Source organism: Bradyrhizobium sp. SUTN9-2 (assembly GCF_003122645.1).
Lineage (GTDB): Bacteria > Pseudomonadota > Alphaproteobacteria > Rhizobiales > Xanthobacteraceae > Bradyrhizobium > Bradyrhizobium yuanmingense.
The window spans coordinates 5654558-5672752 of the sequence record NZ_LAXE01000001.1 but is presented as its reverse complement, the minus strand read 5'-3'; the positions used below and the strand labels follow the sequence as shown (position 1 = coordinate 5672752).

Genomic DNA, 18195 nt, shown 5'->3' with positions numbered 1-18195 from the left:
ATGGGACGCATCATCTGCTGCGGTCTCGGCCCCGGCGATCCTGATCTGATGAGCGTGCGTGCCGATCGTACGGTGCGGGGCGCCAGCCACGTCGCCTATTTTCGCAAGAAGGGCAGGTCCGGTCAGGCGCGCCGCATCGTCGAGGGCATGCTGGCTGCGGGCGTTACCGAATATCCAATGGAATATCCGGTTACGACCGAGATTGCTTTCGACAGCCCCGAATACGTGCAACTGCTCGCAGGTTTCTATGACGAATGGGCCGAGCGCCTGGCGCGGCTTTCGCGCGCCGTCGACGTCGTCGTGCTGTGCGAGGGCGATCCCTACTTTTACGGATCGTTCATGCATCTGCACACGCGCCTGCAGGGCCGCGTCGAGATCGAGGTTATCGCCGGCATTCCCGGCATGGTCGGTTGCTGGAACGGCGTCGGCCGGCCGATCGCGCTCGGCGACGACGTGACGACGGTGCTGATGGGCACGCTGCCCGAGGCCGAGCTCGAACGGCGCATGCGCGATTCCGATGCACTGGTCGTCATGAAGACCGGCCGCAATCTCGCAAAAGTGCGCCGCGCGCTCAGCTCCGCCGGGCGGCTCGCCGATGCCTGGCTGGTTGAGCGTGGCACCATGCCAGGCGAGCGCGTGGTGCGGCTCGCCGAGATCGATGCGGCTGACTGTCCCTATTTCGCGATCGTGCTCGTGCACGGCAAGGGCCGGCATCTGGATGCCGCCGAATGACAGGCACACTGACCATCGCGGGCCTCGGGCCGGGCAGCGACGCGCTGGTGACGCCGGAAGTTTCCGCCGCGCTTGCGACGGCGACCGACATTCTGGGCTATGCGCCCTATGTCGCGCGCGTGCCGCCGCGGCCTGGGCTCACTCTGCATCCATCCGACAATCGCGAAGAGCTGCAACGCGCGAGCGAAGCCCTGCGGCTTGCCGCCGAAGGCGGTCAGGTCGTCGTCGTCTCTTCTGGCGATCCCGGCGTGTTCGCGATGGCATCCGCCGTATTCGAGGCGCTCGAGCAGGCGCCGGAATTTCGTGAGCTTTCGATCCGTGTGCTGCCCGGCGTCACCGCGATGCTGGCGGCCGCCGCGCGTGCCGGCGCGCCGCTCGGCCATGATTTCTGCGCGATCAACCTCTCCGACAATCTCAAGCCGTGGGCAGTGATCGAGAAACGCCTGCGCCTCGCGGCGGAAGCCGATTTTGCCATCGCGATGTACAACCCGCGCTCGGCCAGCCGCCCGGAAGGATTCGGCCGTGCGCTTGCGCTGCTTCGCGAAGCCGGCTGCGGCGAGCGTCTCATGATCTTCGCGCGCGCGATCAGCGCGGCCGATGAAAAGATCGAGATCGTGACGCTGAACCAGGCGACGCCCGAGATGGCCGACATGCGCACGCTGGTGATCCTCGGCAACTCGCAGACGCGCCGCGTCGGCCGCTGGGTCTATGCGCCGAGGCGGGCAGAATGACCGAGCCATTGCATCACGTCAGTGACACTCTCGACCCTTTGGCGCTCGGGCAGCTCTGGTCGCGAGATCATGATTACGGGCAGGCCGAGCATGCGCGCCGCGTCGATCTTCGCGCGTGCGCCGTCGCCGCCGGAATTGCGGGCGACGATCCAGGCGATGCCGCGCGTGTGCAGCATCTCCAACTCGCCGTCGAGGGTGAAGGGGCCACGCGATACGATCACATCGGCCGCGAAGGGCAGCGACGCTTCGGGCGGATCGACGAAACGCAGCGTGTAGGCATGTTGCGGCTTGGCCGCGAACGGCGCGATGTGCTGACGGCCGATGGCGAGGAACACGTTTGTCGGCACCTCGGGCAGGGCCGCAACGGCGGCGTTGACGTCGGCGACCTCGATCCAGTTGTCGCCGGACACCCTGGTCCAGGGCGCGCGCTCCAGCGCGATCAGCGGCGCATTGGTGTCCGCGCAGGCCTCGACCGCATGACGGCTCATTTCGGCAGCGAACGGATGCGTCGCGTCGATGACATGCGTGATGCCTTCGCGGCGGATGTAGTCGGCCAGCCCGCTCACGCCGCCAAACCCGCCGATGCGCGTCGGCAGCGGCTGATCGGCGGGCGCGCGGGTGCGGCCGCCATAGGAATAGACGGCATCGATGCCGGCGCGCGCGATCTCCGCGGCGAGCAGGCTCGCATCGGCCGTTCCGCCCAGAATGAGGGCGCGAATCATGTCTGATCCCTGGCTGACCATCATCGGTATCGGCGAAGATGGCCTTGCCGGGCTGTCGGAGGCAAGCCGAAAGGCGCTTGCCAAGGCCGACACCGTGTTCGGCGGCGAGCGCCATCTTGCGCTTGCCGAAATTGGCAGCCGAGGTCGTCCATGGCCGGTGCCGTTCGATGCGGATGTCGTGCTGAGCTGCCGCGATCGGCCGACGGTGGTGCTCGCCTCCGGCGATCCGTTCTGGCATGGCGCCGGCGCAAGCCTCGCCGAGAAGCTCGGTGGCGACGAGTGGATCGCGCATCCTGCTCCGTCCACCTTCTCGCTCGCCGCCGCGCGGCTGGGCTGGCGACTCGAATCCACCGTCTGCCTCGGGCTTCACGCCGCACCGTTCGAGCGTCTCGGTCCGCATCTGGCGCGAGGGGCGCGCATCATCTGTCTCGTGCGCGATGGGAAAGCGGCTGGCGATCTGGCTAGGTGGTTGAGCGAGCGCGGGTGGGGCGCCTCGGCCTTCTGGATGCTCGCCGCCCTCGGTGGCCCGCGCGAAAGCGTCACAGAATATCGCGCCGATAGTCTTGCCGGTGATCTCGCCGGAAACCTGGTCACCGTCGCCGTCGAGGCGAAGGGCGGACAGGGGATGCCCCGCAGTTCGGGATTATCGGACGACCTCTTCATGCATGACGGCCAGATCACCAAGCGGCCGGTACGTGCGCTCGCGCTCTCGGCGTTGGCGCCGCGGCCCGGCGAACGGTTGTGGGATATCGGCGCAGGTTCAGGCTCGATCTCCGTGGAGTGGGCGCTGTGTGGTGGGACGGCGAGTGCAGTCGAAGCGCGCGAGGATCGCGTCGCGAACATTCGCAAGAATGCAGCCGCCTTCGGTCTGGCACATCGGATCACAATCGTCACGGGCAGGGCACCGGAAGCTCTTGCCGGGTTGGAAGCGCCGGATGCCGTCTTCATTGGCGGTGGTCTCGACGAAGTGTTATTTGATGCGATCTGGTCGCGGCTCTCGCTCGGAGCGCGGCTCGTCGCACACTCGGTCACGCTGGAAACGGAAGCGTTGCTCAGCGAGCTACATCAGCGCCATGGTGGCGAGCTTATGAGAGCCGAAATTTCTCATGCCGCTCCGCTCGGCCGCTATCGGTCGTGGGAAGCAGCACGCCCCGTGGTGCAGTGGAGTGTGGTCCGATGAAGGTCGCCGGACTCGGCTTCAAGCGCGATGTGACGCTGGCTTCGTTGCGCGAAGCGCTGCTCGCTGCGGGCGGTGCGGAAGGGCTTGCGGCGATGGCAACCGTCAGCGACAAGGCCGATACCGAGGCGCTGAAGCAGCTCGCACGCGAATGCGGCGTGCCGATCAGGGCCGTTCCGGTCGCGACACTGGCCGGCATCGACACGCCCACGCAATCGAAGCTCATCGCGGAGAAATTTGGCACCGGATCTGTAGCCGAGGCTGCTGCGCTCGCGGTCGCCGGTCCGCGCGCGCGGTTGATTGCAGCACGGGTTGTCTCGCAGGATCGCACCGCGACCGCGGCGATTGCCGAAGGAGACGGCCCATGACCGTGCATTTCATCGGCGCCGGGCCGGGCGCGCCCGATCTGCTGACGTTGCGCGGCCGCGACCTGATCGCGGCCAGTCCGGTTTGTCTCTATGCCGGCTCGCTGGTGCCGGAGGGCGTGTTGGCGCATTGCCCGCCCGGCGCACGTATCGTCAACACCGCGCCAATGTCGCTCGACGAGATCATCGCCGAGATCGCAGCCGCGCATGCGGCAGGCCTGGATGTCGCGCGGCTGCATTCCGGCGATCTCTCAATCTGGTCGGCGATGGGCGAGCAGCTCCGCCGTTTGCGTGCGCTCGGGATTCCCTACTCGGTGACACCCGGCGTTCCCTCGTTCTCGGCTGCCGCGGCCGCGCTGGAGGCTGAGCTGACGCTGCCCGGTCTTGCTCAGACGGTCGTGCTGACGCGCACGCCGGGCCGTGCCAGCGCGATGCCCGAGGGCGAGAAGCTCGCCGCGTTCGCTGCGACCGGCGCGGTGCTCGCGATCCACCTGTCGATCCATCTGCTCGACCAGGTCGTCGCCGAGCTGACGCCGCATTACGGCGCGGATTGCCCGGTCGCGATCGTCTGGCGCGCGAGCTGGCCGGAGCAGCGCATCGTGCGTGCGACGCTCGCAACGCTCGATGCGTTCGTGGGTGGCGAGATGGAGCGCACGGCGCTGATCCTGGTCGGCAAGACGCTTGGCGCTGCCGATTTTGACGAGAGCCGTCTCTATGCCGCCGATTACGACCGCCGCTACCGGCCCGTCGGTGCCGAGCCGCGCTTTCCGGAGGCGTCGTGATGCCGGCGAGCCTTGTCATCTCCGCGCCGGCCTCCGGCGTCGGCAAGACGACGCTGACGCTGGCGCTCGCCCGCGCCTGGCGCAAGCGCGGCTTGAACGTGCAGTGCTTCAAGAGCGGCCCCGACTATATCGATCCCGCCTTCCACGCCGCGGCCACGGAACGCGCCTCGGTCAACGTCGACAGCTGGGCGATGGATCGCAGCACCATCGCGCATCTCGTCAGCCGTGGCGGCGATGCAGATGTCGTGCTCGCCGAGGGATCGATGGGCCTGTTCGACGGTGTCGCTGCGCGCGGTGTCTCCGGCACGGGAGCGACCGCTGATATCGCGGAGATGCTGGGTTGGCCGGTGGTTCTGGTGATCGATCCCTCCGGCCAGGCGCAGACTGCGGCAGCGATCGCCGGCGGCCTTCGCGATTACCGCGCCGGCGTGCGCCTTGCGGGCGTCGTGCTCAATCGCGTCGCCAGCCCGCGCCATGAGGATCTGGTGCGGCGCGCGCTGAACGAGGCCGGTATCAAAGTGTTCGGCGCGCTGCCGCGCCATGCCGAGATCAGCCTGCCGAAGCGGCATCTCGGTCTCGTGCAGGCCGAGGAGCAGGCCGAGATCGGCAAGCTGATCGACGAGGCCGCGCGCTTTGTCGCCGAGCACGTCGATCTCGATGCGGTGCTCCACTCGGCAGGCCAATGGTCGCCGCAAGCTGTGGCGAACGGCTTGAACGTGAGGCCGCCCGGCCAGCGCATCGCGCTGGCGCGCGATGCGGCGTTCTCGTTCGTCTATCCGCATATGCTGGAAGCCTGGCGCGCGGCGGGCGCCGAGATCGTGCCGTTCTCGCCGCTGGCCGATGAAGCGCCCGATGCGAGCGCCAACGTGTGTTGGCTGCCCGGCGGCTATCCCGAGCTTCATGCAGGAAAGATCGCGGCCAATGCGCGCTTTCGCAGCGGCTTGCGCGCTTTCGCCGAGACGCGGCCGGTGCATGGCGAATGCGGAGGCTATATGGTGCTGGGCGCAGGCCTGACCGACGCCGACGGTATCAGCCATGAGATGGCGGGGCTGCTTGGCCTCGAGACCAGCTTTGCCAAGCGCCGCATGCATCTCGGCTATCGTCTTGCTGAACTGGCTGCGCCGATGCCGGGGCATCAGCCTGGCGCGCGCCTGCGCGGCCACGAGTTCCACTATTCGACGATCCTCGCCCAGCCCGATACGCCGCTCGCGGTCGTGCACGATGCCACTGGCGCGGTCATTGCCGAAACCGGCTCGCGCCGTGGCCATGCCACCGGCACGTTCTTCCATCTGATCGCGGAGGACCGGTGAGCGGTTTTGTCTCTTTCGTTTCCGCCGGTCCGGGCGATCCCGAACTCCTCACGGTGAAGGGCGCCACGCGGCTGCGCGAGGCCGACGTCGTGCTTTATGACGATCTTGCCTCCGGCGCGATCCTCGATCTCGCACGGCCCGGCGCCAATCTCGTTGCGGTGGGAAAGCGGGCCGGGCGTCCTTCGACCAAGCAGCACCACGTCAACCGTCTCCTGGTCGACTATGCCGCAACCGGCGCGCGCGTGGTGCGGCTCAAGTCCGGCGATGCCGGCATTTTCGGCCGGCTGGAGGAGGAGATCGAGACGCTGCGCGAGGCCGGCATCGGCTACGAGATCGTTCCCGGCGTCACCTCCGCCTGTGTCGCCGCCGCCCAGGCCGGCATTCCCCTGACCCGCCGGTATACCTCCCGCCGGGTGCAGTTCATCACCGGCGCTGACGTCACGGGCGAGCTGCCGCCCAATCTGAATTGGGCGGCACTGGCCGACCCCGAGGCCACGACCGTGGTCTATATGGGCCGGCGCACCTTTCCGGCGCTTGCCGCAAAATTGATCGCGCACGGCCTCGCTCCCAGCACTCCGGCGCTGTTCGCCGAATCTCTCGGGCGTCCCGACGAACGGCTGGTCCGCACCACGATTGCCGAGCTCGCCGAGCAGCTTGGGCGCGGCGGCGCCGCTTCCACTGCGGCCGTCATCCTGATTGGCGCGCTGGCGGGAGAATATCCGGCATGACGGCTCCGGCAGCGGTTCGCCCCTTGACGCCCGCGATACGAAAGGGGCACACAAGAGCGGCATGGTGCTCGACGCGGCGCAAAGCGCCGGAGCATAATCGGGAATGGGGATGGGCGGACCCAGTTGCGGCGCCCAAAACCCCAGCCGCCCCCGCGACTGTAAGCGGTGAGGGCCTCCGAACCGCCACTGGACCGCAAGGTCCGGGAAGGCCGGAGAACCCAGTGAACCGCGAGCCAGGAGACCGGCCGTGCACGTATTGAGGCCAAGGCCGTCGGGTGTGACGGCGGAAAGGAATTGAGCCATGCATATCGAACCCGGGATCGTGACGGGCGCCAAGCTCGTGTTGAGTTACGCAACCGGCATCGCCGCAGGCGGCGTTGCCTTGAAGCTCGCGGTCGAGACCGTGCGCGAGCAGGGCGCCGGCTCGTTCGCGGCGCGGACACTGGCCACCACCGCTCTCGTCTTCGTCTTCTTCGAGATCCTGCCGCACTTTCCGGTTGGGGTATCAGAGGTGCACTTCATCCTCGGCTCGACCTTGTTCCTGCTCTTTGGTGCTGCGCCCGCCGCCTTCGGCCTTGCATTTGGCCTGCTGCTTCAGGGCATGCTGCTGGAGCCAGTCGATCTGCCGCAATACGGCATGAACGTCACCACGCTTCTGGTGCCGCTGTTCGCGATCCAGGCGATCGCCAAGCGGATCATTGCCCGCAACACCGCCTATGTCGATTTGAAGTACGGTCAGGCGCTGGCGCTTTCGACGACCTACCAGGCCGGCGTGATCGCATGGGTGGCGTTCTGGGCGCTCTATGGCTCCGGCTTTGCGATGAGCAATCTCGCCAGCGTCGGGACGTTCGCTGCCGCTTATGCGCTGGTGATCGTGATCGAACCGCTCGCCGATCTCGCGGTGCTGGCGCTGGCGAAGTCGCTGCGCGGCGTCACCGCGCCCGGCCTCGTCACCCCGCGCCTGCACAACGCGGCGTAAGAGATCAGCGATGGGCGGCCGGTGTGGCCGCCCATCGCGCTCGCGATGCTAACGCTCTCTCTGATCGGCATCGGTTGCGGCGATCCCGCGCAGCTCACGCGCGCCGCCGTTGACGCCATCAACGCCGCCGATCTCATCCTGATCCCGCGCAAGGGGACTACGAAATCCGATCTCGCCGATCTCAGGCGAACGATCTGCGCCGCTGTGCTCACCAACAAAACGACGCGCATCGCCGAATTCGATCTTCCCGTGCGCGATGCGACCGAGGCGGACTACCGCAAGGGCGTCGACGATTGGCACGATGCGGTGGCCGCGATTTGGTCGCAGACGATCGCTGGGCATCTCGAAGATGAGGGCAAGGTCGCGCTGCTGATCTGGGGCGATCCTTCGCTCTATGATTCTTCGCTGCGCATTGCGCGGCGGCTCGATCCATTGCCGACAATCGAGGTCGTGCCTGGGATCACCTCGATCCAGGCGCTGTGCGCGGCGCATGCGCTGCCGCTCAACGACATCGGCGAGCCGTTTCTGGTCACGACGGGGCGGCGCTTGCGCGAAGGCGGCTGGCCGCAGGGCGTCGATACCGTCGTCGTGATGCTCAATGGCGGCACGGCGTTCCAATCGCTGGATCCAGAAGGCCTGCAGATCTGGTGGGGTGCCTATCTCGGCATGCCCGATCAGATCATCATGTCCGGCGCGCTGGCTGAACTGGGCGCGCGCATTGCCGCCGTGCGGCAGGACGCACGCGAACGGCACGGCTGGATCATGGACAGCTACATCATCAAACGCAGGCGTTGAGCAGCATGCTTCCCGAATGGGTTACCCAGAACTGCCCCGAGGTCTCCGCTGTTCATCGCGAGGCGGCCATTGCGCGGCAGGCGCAACTGACGAAGCCGACCGGCGCGCTCGGCCGGCTCGAGCAGCTCGCAATCGAGCTTGCGGGCCTGCAGGCCACCGAGCAACCACGCGCCGCGCGGGTGCCGATCATCATCTTCGCCGGCGACCACGGCATCGTCGCGCAGGGCGTGTCGGCCTATCCGCAAGCCGTCACCATCGCGATGATGACGAATTTTGCTGCCGGTGGCGCCGCGATCTCGGTGCTGGCGCGCGAGCTGGGTTCGAGCCTCGAGGTGGTCGACGCCGGCACGCTGGCCGAGGCGCAGATCGCGGGAATCGTCACCGACAAGCCGCGCAGCGGCACCCGCGATTTCAGTGTCGAGGCCGCGCTCACGCCGGCGGAATTGGCCTTCGCCTTCGAGGCCGGGCAGCGCGCGGTGGTGCGCGCCGAGGCCGGCCGGCCTGATCTCTTGATCTTCGGCGAGATGGGGATCGGCAACACCACGACGTCGGCGGCGATTGCTGCGAGCCTGCTCGGTGTGAGCGCCGGGGAGATCGCGGGCAGCGGCACCGGCGTCGATGCGGCCGGCCGCGCGCACAAGGCGCGGGTGATTGATGCGGCGATCGCGCGCCACGGCGTCGCCGGAGCCGCGGTCGAGAAGATCCTGTGCGCGGTCGGCGGCCTCGAGATCGCGGCGATCTCGGGGGCGATCATTGCGGCTGCGCAACGCCGCATTCCCGTGTTGCTCGACGGCTTCATCGTCTCGGTGGCGGCGCTGGCAGCAGTGCGCCTCAACCCGTCCTGCCAGCCGTTCCTGTTGCCCTCGCATCAATCGGCGGAGCAGGGACATCGGCTGGTGTTGCGCGCGCTGAACGTGCAGCCGCTGATCAGCCTCGATCTCAGGCTCGGCGAGGGATCGGGTGCCGCGATCGCGCTGCCGCTGGTGCGCTCGGCCTGCGCACTTCACAACGGCATGGCGACGTTCGCGCAGGCCAACGTGCCGGATCGGCCTAGCTGATGCGTTGATTGACCGACACGACACGCCAGCCGCCCGCGAGCCGGTCGATCCGGGTCAGCGACAGCGGATCTATCACGAAGCGCAGCGCGGCGTCCGGTGTGAGATCGAGCGCGATGCAGAGCGTGGCACGAATGGTGCCGGAATGAACGACCAGCGCCGCGGAGCCTGCGCCAATCTGCGCCAGGCCCAGGCGGACGCGGGCGACCTGATCCGCAAAGCTCTCGCCGTTCGGCGGCCGTCCGTGCGCGGGATCGCGCCAGACCTGCGCGTAGGCCTCGCCGCCGGTCGCGGCGAGCTCGTCATGCCGATGACCGGTCCAGTCGCCGAAATCCTGCTCGCGAAACTCGCTGATCAGCTCCGGTTCGAGTTCCAGGGCGCGCGCCGTCTCGACCGTGCGCCGCGACGGGCTGGCATAGCCGGCGACATCGGCGGGCAACAGCTGCCTCAGGGCCGCCAATGCAGCGTGATCGCCGAGGTCGGCCCGCGCATCGGCCGCATGGATCGTCCCGGGCACGCCCGCGACGGCCGCATGCCTGATCAACCAGAGGAAGGTCTCGCCTTCCATGCTCATCTCCAAGGAAGTTGGTTGCTGTGGCCCCAACGCCGCAACTGGCACATTGACTCTGTCTTGGTGGTAATCCTAGATGCTCACGACGGTTTTCCCGAGAGGGAATGAAAAGGGAATGCGGTGCGGGGAAAATGTCCCCAATGCCGCGGCTGCCCCCGCAACTGTAAGCGGTGAATCCTTCGTCACGAGCCACTGGGTCCTCGGTCCCGGGAAGGCGACGAAGCGGTCACGACCCGCGAGCCAGGAGACCTGCCGTCAGCCGTGGTCACACGCGAAGATGTCGGTCGGGGAGTACAGACATTCGGCTTCATCGGACGGCTAAGGCCGAAGGTGAAACCTCGTTCGCTGTGACGTGCCACTGACGTCATACCGAGGTTTTCACCTGTGTCTTCCATCCGTATCGCACGACCGCGCCGCGTCCTGCTGGTTTCCGCCGCGTTCACGTCCTTCGCCGCTCTTGGTCCGCCTGCCGCTCTGGCGCAGCAGGCCCGAGAGCCGCTGCCGCCCATCGAGGTGTCGCCCGCCCAGGCCCGCAAGCCGGCCAAACCGGCAGCAGGAACGGCGCAGAGCGCGCGCCGCGCGGCAGCGCGCAGGCCGGCGGCTGTATCCGCAGCGCCAAGACCCGTCACGCCGGATTCGACGGTGCAGACGCCGCTCAACACCAATGCCGTGGCCGAAAGCGCCTCGCGGCTCGGCCTGACGGTGCGGCAGACGCCCGCGACGGTCGAGGTGATCTCGGCCGAAACCATGCGCGAGCAGGGCCATCGCACCGTGTCCGAGGTGGCGCAGGGCGCCGCCGGCGTCACCTCGGGCGACAACCCGGCCGAACCTTCGGCCTTCTCGATGCGCGGCTTCACCAACAGCCAGATCAACACGCTCTACAACGGCATCAAGATCGGTCCGCAGAACATGACCTCGCGGATCGTGGATACCGCCAATCTGGAGGCGGTGGAATTTCTCAAGGGCCCGGCCTCGCTGATTTCGGGCGAGGGCGCTGCGGGCGGTGCCATCAACTTCGTCACCAAGCAGCCGCACACCGGAGCTGTCAGCAACGACGCCAATTTCTCCTGGGACTCGCTGAATTCGTTCCGTGCCCATTACGGCTCCGGCGGCAGCACCAATGTGCAGGGACTGGACTATCGCTTCGACATCAGCCGTTCCGCCCTCAACGGCTTTGCCGATGACACCAATGTCAAGACGTTCGGCACGTCCGGCCAGCTCAACTACCGTGTTTCCGACAGCCTCAGGATCTGGGGTGCGGTCGAATATCGTGAAGACCGCTCGAAGGCCTATTGGGGCGCGCCGCTGGTGCCGGTGGCCTTCAGCGGTTCGCATGCGACGACGGGGATCGTCTCCGGCAATTACGTCTCGAATTACAACGGAACGAATCTCGGTGCCGTCACCATCGACGACCGCACCTTCAACACCAATTACAACGTTCTCGATAACCGCAACGTGGCGCAGGAAGTGTGGCTGCGTGGCGGCTTCGAGCTGAAGCTCGCGCCTGACCTCACGCTGAAAAGTCAGGCCTATGGCTATGGCGCGGAACGGACCTGGTTCAATAACGAGATCGAGGCGTTCAATTCCACCACGAACCTGGTCGATCGCGAGCGTTTCTATGTCGCCCACAGTCAGCGACTGGTCGGCAACATCACCGACCTGATCTGGGATACAAATATTGCGGGCTTCGACAACCGGCTGGTCACGACGCTGTCGTCGAGCTATCTCGATTTCGTCAGGCCCGGTGCGGCAAACTTTCCCGGCGATTCCGTTTCGCTGGTCGACCCCAACCGCGGTTTCTACGGCCTGCTCACGACGCAGCAGCAGACCGCGCGCATCGACAACGAGGCGCTGTCATTCGAGGACAGGCTCAAGCTGACGCGCAGCTTCGCGCTGATCGGCGGCCTTCGTGTCGAGCACATCGGGCTCGACCGCAACTCGACCGACAAGAACGGTGTGGAGAAGGTGGGCTTCCCATTCAGGAAAGACTGGGCGCCGGTGACGGGCCGCATCGGCTACACCTGGGAGGCCGTTCCCGGCCTGACCTTCTTCAGCCAATACGCCACCGGCGCCGACGTCGCAGCCAACAACATCTTCCTGCTCTCGCCCACCCAGCCGCTCGATCTGACCACCGCGCGCACCTATGAGACCGGTGTCAAGCACCTGTTCTGGGACAATCGGGCGGAGTGGTCGTTCTCGGCCTATGACATCCTGCGCAAGAACGTCTATGCGGCCGCCGGCGGCATGCAACTCAACATCGCCGGACGACAGGAGTCGAAAGGCGTCGAGCTTGCCGCCTCGATACGCCCGATCGAGCCGCTGCGGCTGTGGGGCAACATCGCCTATGTCGATGCGCGCTATGCCGACTACAATTTTGCCGGCGGCTCGTTCTCCGGCAACACGCCGCCAAACGTGCCGCGTATCGTCGCCAATGCCGGCGCGTCGTATCGCTTCTTCACACCATGGCCGGTGGAGCTTGGCATCACCGGCCGTCATGTCGGCGACCGCTACAACACCGACGCCAACGTCGTGACGATGAAGGCTTACACCGTGGCCGACGTCTACGCCTTCGTCGACATCCCCAAGACGGCGTTCAATGCGGTCGACCAGGCCCGCCTGACCTTCCGTGTCCGCAACATCACTGATAAGCGCTATGCGATCTGGGGCGATCCGTTCTATCCGGACCAGATCCTCCTGGGCGCGCCGCGTACCTATGAAATATCGGCCGCGTTCAAATGGTGAGGCCTTGAGCGCATGATGGGCGCGATCGTCCTCACGCATCGCTGGCTCGGCATCGCATTCTGCCTGCTGTTCGCGATGTGGTTCGCGAGCGGGATCGTCATGCACTTCGTCCCGTTTCCGTCGCTGACGGAAGCGGAGCGATTTGCCGGACTTGTGCCGGTCGATCGCGACGGGATGAGGATCTCGGTCGCGGACGCCGTTGCGGCGAGCGGGATTGCCGATGGCAGGCGTGTTCGGCTGATCCAGCGGAGCGATGGACCGGTCTACGTCGTCTCGGGCTCCATAGGTTCGCGAGCGGTTCGCGCCTCCGATGGAGGAGACGCGTCGGTGACATCAGCCGATGTCGCGCTCACCATCGTGCAAGCTTATTCACGTCAGCGCGGGCTTGAGGCGGTGCGCGCTGCGATCGTCGCGCGGTCGGATTACGATCAATGGAGCGTGCCGAACGGTTTTGATCGCCATCGCCCCTTGTTTCGCGCCGCTCTCGGCGATGCCCCTGGAACGGAGGTCTACGTTTCGTCGCTGACCGGCGAAGTCGTCCTGGATACGACGCGCAGCGAGCGCGCGTGGAACTGGGCCGGCAGCGTGCTGCACTGGATCTATCCGACAATTCTGCGCAGCAGCTGGGCGCTGTGGGATCGCGTGGTCTGGACGCTGTCGCTGCTGGCCCTGATCGCAGCATTGCTTGGCGCGGTGCTCGGAATCGTGCGTGTGAAAATGCGGGGACGCCAGCTCTCGTCGCCCTATCGGGGCTGGCACGCCCTGCATCACATCATCGGTCTCGTCGCGACCGTGTTCGTGCTGACCTGGATCTTCAGCGGCTGGCTGTCGATGGATCACGGCCGCCTGTTCTCGCGCGGGCAATTGACGCCGGCAGAGGCCGGCGTGGTGAACGCCGCGCCCGATTGGAAGGAAGCTCCAACGCTGGATCGGCAGCCAATATCCCCCTCGGCTCGCGAGATCGAATGGTTCGCGTTCAACGGCAAGGTCTATCGGCGCGATCGGATCGCCCTAGGCCACCAGACATTGATCAGGGCTAGAGAGGCGCCGCGTGATGGACAGGCGGCATACCTGGATAGGCAGGAGATCGGCGACCTGACGGCGCGCCTTGGCACCGGCTGTGCCGCACCGTTCCTGCTCGCCAGCAACGACGGCTATCCGGCGCAATCCGCACTTCCGGGGGCTCCTGTCTACCGGACGACCTGCGGCGATCTCTGGTTCGATGTCGATGCCGCCGATGGCAAGGTGCTGCAAAGGCTGGACCCGTCGCGCCGCGCCTATCGCTGGCTTTACAGTGCGCTGCACACGCTTGATTTCCCGATTCTGCTGGCTCATGCGCGGCTGCGTGACGCTCTCATTGTCGGGCTCTGTACGCTCGGGCTGATGTTCTCCATCACCGGCATCGTCATCGGTTGGCGGCGCTTGCGGGCATGGCTAGCGAGCGCATAGCCAGTCGCGAAATCTCCGTACCCGGCGCGACCCGTTCGGCGCGCCGGGTTATCCACCAGCGGCCGGTGATGTCCTCGCTTACCGACCGTACAATAAAGAGAGGCTGAGCCGACCTGCGTGCATAGCTCTTGGTCAGTGCTATCTCCCGCACCGCCGACCGATCGCCTGCAAATTAGACAAACGGCCTTGTGCGATCCGATTGCAGTGCAACGGGCGCTTCTATTTGCCTCGGAGAATCCAAGGGTGCGCTGCACATTTTGACTTCGCGGCCTTCTGCTCTCTGCGCGAGCAGCGCTGCACGGAAACGTGCAGCCGATGCTGCGCCGCGCAAGGCCGGTGGCTTGCTAGCGCTTTGGTTTGCGACAACTCTGACCCTATCCCGCGGCCATCGCTCTGTCGCACGCTCGCACGTGATGGCATGACAGGGAATGATGATGAACGTCACGCGTAGCTGATTGTGCAGATGAGCGATCCCGGCAATCATTGGGAGGTCGGCACCGATATCGGTGGCACCTTCACCGACATCATCGCGATCCGGCGCGATTCCGCGGAAGCGCGGATTGCGAAGGTGCCGTCGCGCCCCGACGCACCGGTGCAAGCGATGCTGGAGGCGATCGAGGCGGTCGGCCTGCGCAAGAGCGAGGTGAAGCGCTTCGTCCACGGCACCACGCGCGTGACCAACGCGATCGTCGAGAACCGGCTGCCGAAGGTGGCGCTGGTCGCGACCGAAGGCTTTGCCGACGTGCTCGAGATCGCGCGCTATCGCCGCCGAGACCTCTACCGGCTCGACATTCCGCCGAAATCGCCGCCTCTGGTGCCGCCTGAACGCTGCTTTGGGCTCGCCGAGCGCCTCGATCATGAGGGGCGGGTGCTGAAGGCGCTCGAGGAAGCGGAGGTCGAACGCCTGGTGGCGTGGCTGAAGGGGACCGGCGTGCAGAGCGTCGCAGTCGCGCTCCTTCACGCTTATGCCAATCCGGTGCATGAAAAGATGCTGGGCGAGCGGCTCAAGGATGTGGTCGCTCACGTCTCGCTCTCACACGAGGTCAACCCCGAGGCGCGCGAATATGAGCGAACCTCGGCGACCGTGTTCAACGCCGCCGCGATGCCGATTGCGGTGGAATATCTCAGCGAGCTGGAACAGCGGCTGCCCATCGGGCCCGGCCTGCAGGTGTTTCACTCCGCCGGCGCCATGGTGCCGATTTCGGCGGTGAAGCAGCGTCCGCTGGTGATGGCGATGTCGGGCCCGGCGGCCGGCGTCTCGGCGTCGGTCAGCATCGCGCGCCAGCTCGGCTGCGCGCGGATGTTGACCTTCGACATGGGCGGCACCACGACGGATGTGTGCCTGATCGTCGACGGCCAGGCCGAGATGACCGACGGCCGCATGCTCGGCGACAAGCCGCTGCGCCAGCCGATGCTCGCGGTGCATTCGATCGGCGCCGGCGGTGGATCGATCGTGCGCAACGGTCCCGGCGGGCTGACGGTCGGGCCGGAGAGCGCCGGCTCCGAGCCGGGCCCGGCCTGCTATGGCCGTGGCGGCACGGAGCCGACCATCACCGATGCCAATGCGGTGCTCGGCTATCTCAATCCTGAGACCAAGCTTGGCGACCGCATCGGCATCGACATCGCGGCCGCAAAGCGCGTCATCGCGCCGATTGCCCGCGCGCTCGGGCTGAGCCTGACGGAGACGGCGCTCGGCATCATCAAGGTCGCGAACGCGACCATGGCCCGCGCGCTCCGCCGCGTCACGGTCGAGCGCGGCATCGACGGGCGCGATTGCACGCTACTGGCCTTCGGCGGCGGCGGCCCGATGCATGCCGCGGGCCTTGCCAGTCTCTACGGCATTGCGGAGGTGGTCGTGCCCAGTGCCTCGAGCGCATTCTCGGCGCTGGGCTGCCTCACCGCCGATTTCAGCTTCCTGCAGCAGCAGACCCTTCGCGCCGCCCTCGACGGCATCGATCTCGCCCGCGCCTCGGAACGGATCGAGGCCCTGATTGCCGATGCCTCGGCGCCGCTTCTCGCCAACAATGTTGCGAAGGCCGAGATCCAGGTCGAGCCGGTGGCCTTGATGCGCTACGCGGCGCAGAACGACGCCATTCCGGTATCCTTCACGCTGCCGCTCGACGTCGCCAGGCTGAAGCAGGACTTCCTGACGCGGCATCATGAGCTGTTCGGCTATGCGACCGGCGAGCCCTGCGTCATCGAATCGGTGCGGGTGCAGGCGCGTCGCCCGTCGACGACAATTGTCAGCCGGCCGGCGACTGCGGCGAGGGCAGTGTCTATGAGCACGCGCACCTGCTCGTTCGACGGCTTCCACGATATCGCAACCGAGATCGTCGACCGCGCCTCGCTCACCGAGACCATCAATGGTCCCGCCATCATCGAAGACGCCTGGTCGACAGTGGTGGTGCCGCCGGGCTGGCAGGCAAAGCCCGATACATCAGGCAATTTGTTCCTGACGCGGAGGGCGGCATGAAGCTCGATCCGTTCGTCGTCGAGGTCATCAGGCACGGGCTCTCCGCCGCGGCCGAGGAGATGAGCCTCGTCATGACGCGCTCGGCGCGCTCGCCGCTCTTGCGCGAGGCCGGCGACCTCTCTTCCGCGATCACCGACGGTCACGGCGGCCTGGTCGGGCAGGGCCGCGACATCCCGATCCACCTCGGCGCGATGGCCTACACCATCCCCGAACTGTTGAAGGTGATGCCGCGCGATGGCCTGAACGACGGCGACGTCGTGATCTACAATGTTGGCGCGCTCGGCGGCAATCATCTCAACGACGTCAAGGTCGTGCGTCCCGTCTTCTTCGACGGCGAGATCGTCGCCTTTGCAGTCAGCCTCGCGCATTGGCCCGACATCGGCGGCACCTGGCCCGGCAGCTATTTCGCCAAGGCGGTCGATACGTTCCAGGAGGCGATGCGGATTCCGCCGGTACTGATCGCAACCGCAGCCGGCCTCAACACGCCGATCGTGCAGCTGCTCAAGGCCAATGTCCGCGATGCCGAATCCTGCGAGGGCGACCTTCTTGCCCAGATCGCGGCGACCAAGGCCGGCGAGAAGCGCATCGTCGAGCTCTGCCGCGAGCATGGCAAAGCCGTCTTCATGGCGGCGCAGTCGCGCCTCCACGACCTCTCCGAAATTGAGATGCGGGAAGCGCTGCGCGATCTGCCGGATGGCGTCTACGAGGGCGAGGATTATCTCGACGACGGCAGCGCGAACAATGCGCCGGCGCGGATCCATGTGAAGATCACCATTCGCGGGGATGAAGCGACCTTCGATCTCTCCGGAAGCTGCGACCGCGTCTCCAATTTCTGCAACACGACGCCGTTCATGGCGCGCTCGGCGGTCGCCTATGCCGCGCGCATCATGAGCGGACGCGACATGCAGCAGAATGCCGGCGCACTGCGGCCGCTGACCATCATCACGCGCCCGGGTTCGATCCTCGAGCCCGGCTGGACCGCATCGGTCGCGGCCGGCAATCACGAGACCTCCATGCGCATCGTCGATGCGATTTTCCGTGCCATGCAGGACACGATCCCCGAGCGCCTGTCGGCGGGCGGGGCGACCACCGCGGGCGTGCTGTTTTTCGCCGAGCCGCGGCCGAACGGGTCGTGGAAGATGCTCTATGAAGTCCATGGCGGTGGCGAAGGCGCGCGGCACGATCGGGCCGGCACGTCCGCGACCCGCGTGCATCTGTCCAACACCTCGAACACGCCGGTCGAGGTGATCGAGGCGAACTACGCGATCCGGCTCGAGCAGCAGGCCATCCGCCGGAATTCCGGCGGCGCGGGCGCGCATCGCGGCGGTGACGGCTCAGTCCGCACCTACCGCATCCTGGCGCCCTCGATGCACCTGACCACCTGCGTCGAACGCATGGTGATGGCGCCGTGGGGCATGCAGGGCGGCGAATCGGGCAAGGCCTGCCGCATCTCGCTGGTCCGGCAGGGCGCCGACGTCGCCATCGACGGCAAGTCGAACCTGGTGTTGCAGCAAGGCGATCTCGTCACGATCGAGATGTGCGGTGGCGGTGGCTACGGCGCCGTTCCGGCGGAGTGAGGCAGTG

The 18195-nt window shown here is 66.7% G+C and carries 16 protein-coding genes and 2 riboswitches; of the genes, 14 read left to right on the top strand and 2 right to left on the bottom strand.

Going from position 1 to position 18195, the window contains the following annotated elements; translation table 11 throughout:
- Entirely contained in the window at positions 1-732 is a 732-nt protein-coding gene (locus tag XF30_RS26325; protein WP_109144291.1) for a precorrin-2 C(20)-methyltransferase, read from the top strand.
- Positions 729-1463 carry a precorrin-3B C(17)-methyltransferase gene (cobJ, locus tag XF30_RS26320; protein WP_109144290.1) on the top strand — a complete coding sequence of 245 codons (735 nt, stop codon included), beginning with the start codon at positions 729-731 and terminating at the stop codon, positions 1461-1463. Before XF30_RS26325 ends, cobJ begins: the two co-directional genes overlap by 4 nt.
- Here cobJ and XF30_RS26315 read toward each other — a convergent pair.
- Positions 1439-2185 carry a cobalt-precorrin-6A reductase gene (locus XF30_RS26315; RefSeq protein WP_074448201.1) on the bottom strand — a complete coding sequence of 249 codons (747 nt, stop codon included), beginning with the start codon at positions 2183-2185 and terminating at the stop codon, positions 1439-1441. The two genes, cobJ and XF30_RS26315, sit on opposite strands and share 25 nt — an antisense overlap.
- Between XF30_RS26315 and cbiE the strand changes: the two genes are divergently transcribed.
- From cbiE to cobT, 8 genes are all read left to right on the top strand, one after another.
- Positions 2184-3365 carry a precorrin-6y C5,15-methyltransferase (decarboxylating) subunit CbiE gene (gene cbiE, locus XF30_RS26310; RefSeq protein ID WP_109144289.1) on the top strand — a complete coding sequence of 394 codons (1182 nt, stop codon included), beginning with the start codon at positions 2184-2186 and terminating at the stop codon, positions 3363-3365. The genes XF30_RS26315 and cbiE overlap by 2 nt on opposite strands.
- The gene (locus XF30_RS26305; RefSeq protein ID WP_192893258.1) at positions 3362-3730 is read left to right on the top strand and encodes a cobalamin biosynthesis protein; all 369 of its coding nucleotides are present in this window, start codon (positions 3362-3364) and stop codon (positions 3728-3730) included. The genes cbiE and XF30_RS26305 overlap by 4 nt, the downstream gene beginning before the upstream one ends.
- Positions 3727-4509 carry a precorrin-4 C(11)-methyltransferase gene (gene cobM, locus XF30_RS26300; RefSeq protein ID WP_109144287.1) on the top strand — a complete coding sequence of 261 codons (783 nt, stop codon included), beginning with the start codon at positions 3727-3729 and terminating at the stop codon, positions 4507-4509. Before XF30_RS26305 ends, cobM begins: the two co-directional genes overlap by 4 nt.
- Positions 4509-5819: a cobyrinic acid a,c-diamide synthase CobB gene (locus XF30_RS26295; RefSeq protein ID WP_109144286.1), complete on the top strand. Its 1311-nt coding sequence runs from the start codon at positions 4509-4511 to the stop codon at positions 5817-5819. The genes cobM and XF30_RS26295 overlap by 1 nt, the downstream gene beginning before the upstream one ends.
- Positions 5816-6547, top strand: a complete 732-nt coding sequence (gene cobA, locus XF30_RS26290; RefSeq protein WP_109144285.1) for a uroporphyrinogen-III C-methyltransferase — start codon at positions 5816-5818, stop codon at positions 6545-6547. Before XF30_RS26295 ends, cobA begins: the two co-directional genes overlap by 4 nt.
- A gap of 45 nt (positions 6548-6592) precedes the next feature.
- A riboswitch (cobalamin riboswitch) is annotated at positions 6593-6811 on the top strand.
- 37 nt (positions 6812-6848) lie between these two features.
- A complete protein-coding gene (locus tag XF30_RS26285; RefSeq protein ID WP_036023541.1) occupies positions 6849-7526 on the top strand; it encodes an energy-coupling factor ABC transporter permease in 678 nt (225 codons plus the stop codon).
- A gap of 45 nt (positions 7527-7571) precedes the next feature.
- The gene (gene cobF / locus XF30_RS26280; RefSeq protein ID WP_109145853.1) at positions 7572-8321 is read left to right on the top strand and encodes a precorrin-6A synthase (deacetylating); all 750 of its coding nucleotides are present in this window, start codon (positions 7572-7574) and stop codon (positions 8319-8321) included.
- Between the two features lie 5 nt (positions 8322-8326).
- On the top strand, positions 8327-9379 hold the full coding sequence (gene cobT / locus XF30_RS26275) for a nicotinate-nucleotide--dimethylbenzimidazole phosphoribosyltransferase (protein ID WP_109145852.1): 1053 nt from the start codon (positions 8327-8329) through the stop codon (positions 9377-9379).
- Here the strand turns inward: cobT and XF30_RS26270 are convergent.
- Positions 9372-9944: a histidine phosphatase family protein gene (locus XF30_RS26270; RefSeq protein ID WP_192893257.1), complete on the bottom strand. Its 573-nt coding sequence runs from the start codon at positions 9942-9944 to the stop codon at positions 9372-9374. The two genes, cobT and XF30_RS26270, sit on opposite strands and share 8 nt — an antisense overlap.
- Before the next feature lie 72 nt (positions 9945-10016).
- A riboswitch (cobalamin riboswitch) is annotated at positions 10017-10218 on the top strand.
- 113 nt (positions 10219-10331) lie between these two features.
- Here XF30_RS26270 and XF30_RS38255 point away from each other — a divergent pair.
- The 4 genes from XF30_RS38255 to XF30_RS26245 all read left to right on the top strand — a co-directional run bounded on the left by XF30_RS38255 (position 10332) and on the right by XF30_RS26245 (position 18188).
- Positions 10332-12689, top strand: a complete 2358-nt coding sequence (locus tag XF30_RS38255) for a TonB-dependent receptor (protein ID WP_158284416.1) — start codon at positions 10332-10334, stop codon at positions 12687-12689.
- 12 nt (positions 12690-12701) lie between these two features.
- The gene (locus tag XF30_RS26255) at positions 12702-14138 is read left to right on the top strand and encodes a PepSY domain-containing protein (protein ID WP_109144282.1); all 1437 of its coding nucleotides are present in this window, start codon (positions 12702-12704) and stop codon (positions 14136-14138) included.
- Between the two features lie 463 nt (positions 14139-14601).
- Complete coding sequence (locus XF30_RS26250; protein ID WP_109144281.1) at positions 14602-16611, top strand: hydantoinase/oxoprolinase family protein; 2010 nt, start codon at positions 14602-14604, stop codon at positions 16609-16611.
- Complete coding sequence (locus XF30_RS26245; protein ID WP_192893256.1) at positions 16608-18188, top strand: hydantoinase B/oxoprolinase family protein; 1581 nt, start codon at positions 16608-16610, stop codon at positions 18186-18188. The genes XF30_RS26250 and XF30_RS26245 overlap by 4 nt, the downstream gene beginning before the upstream one ends.
- Positions 18189-18195 lie beyond the last annotated feature (7 nt).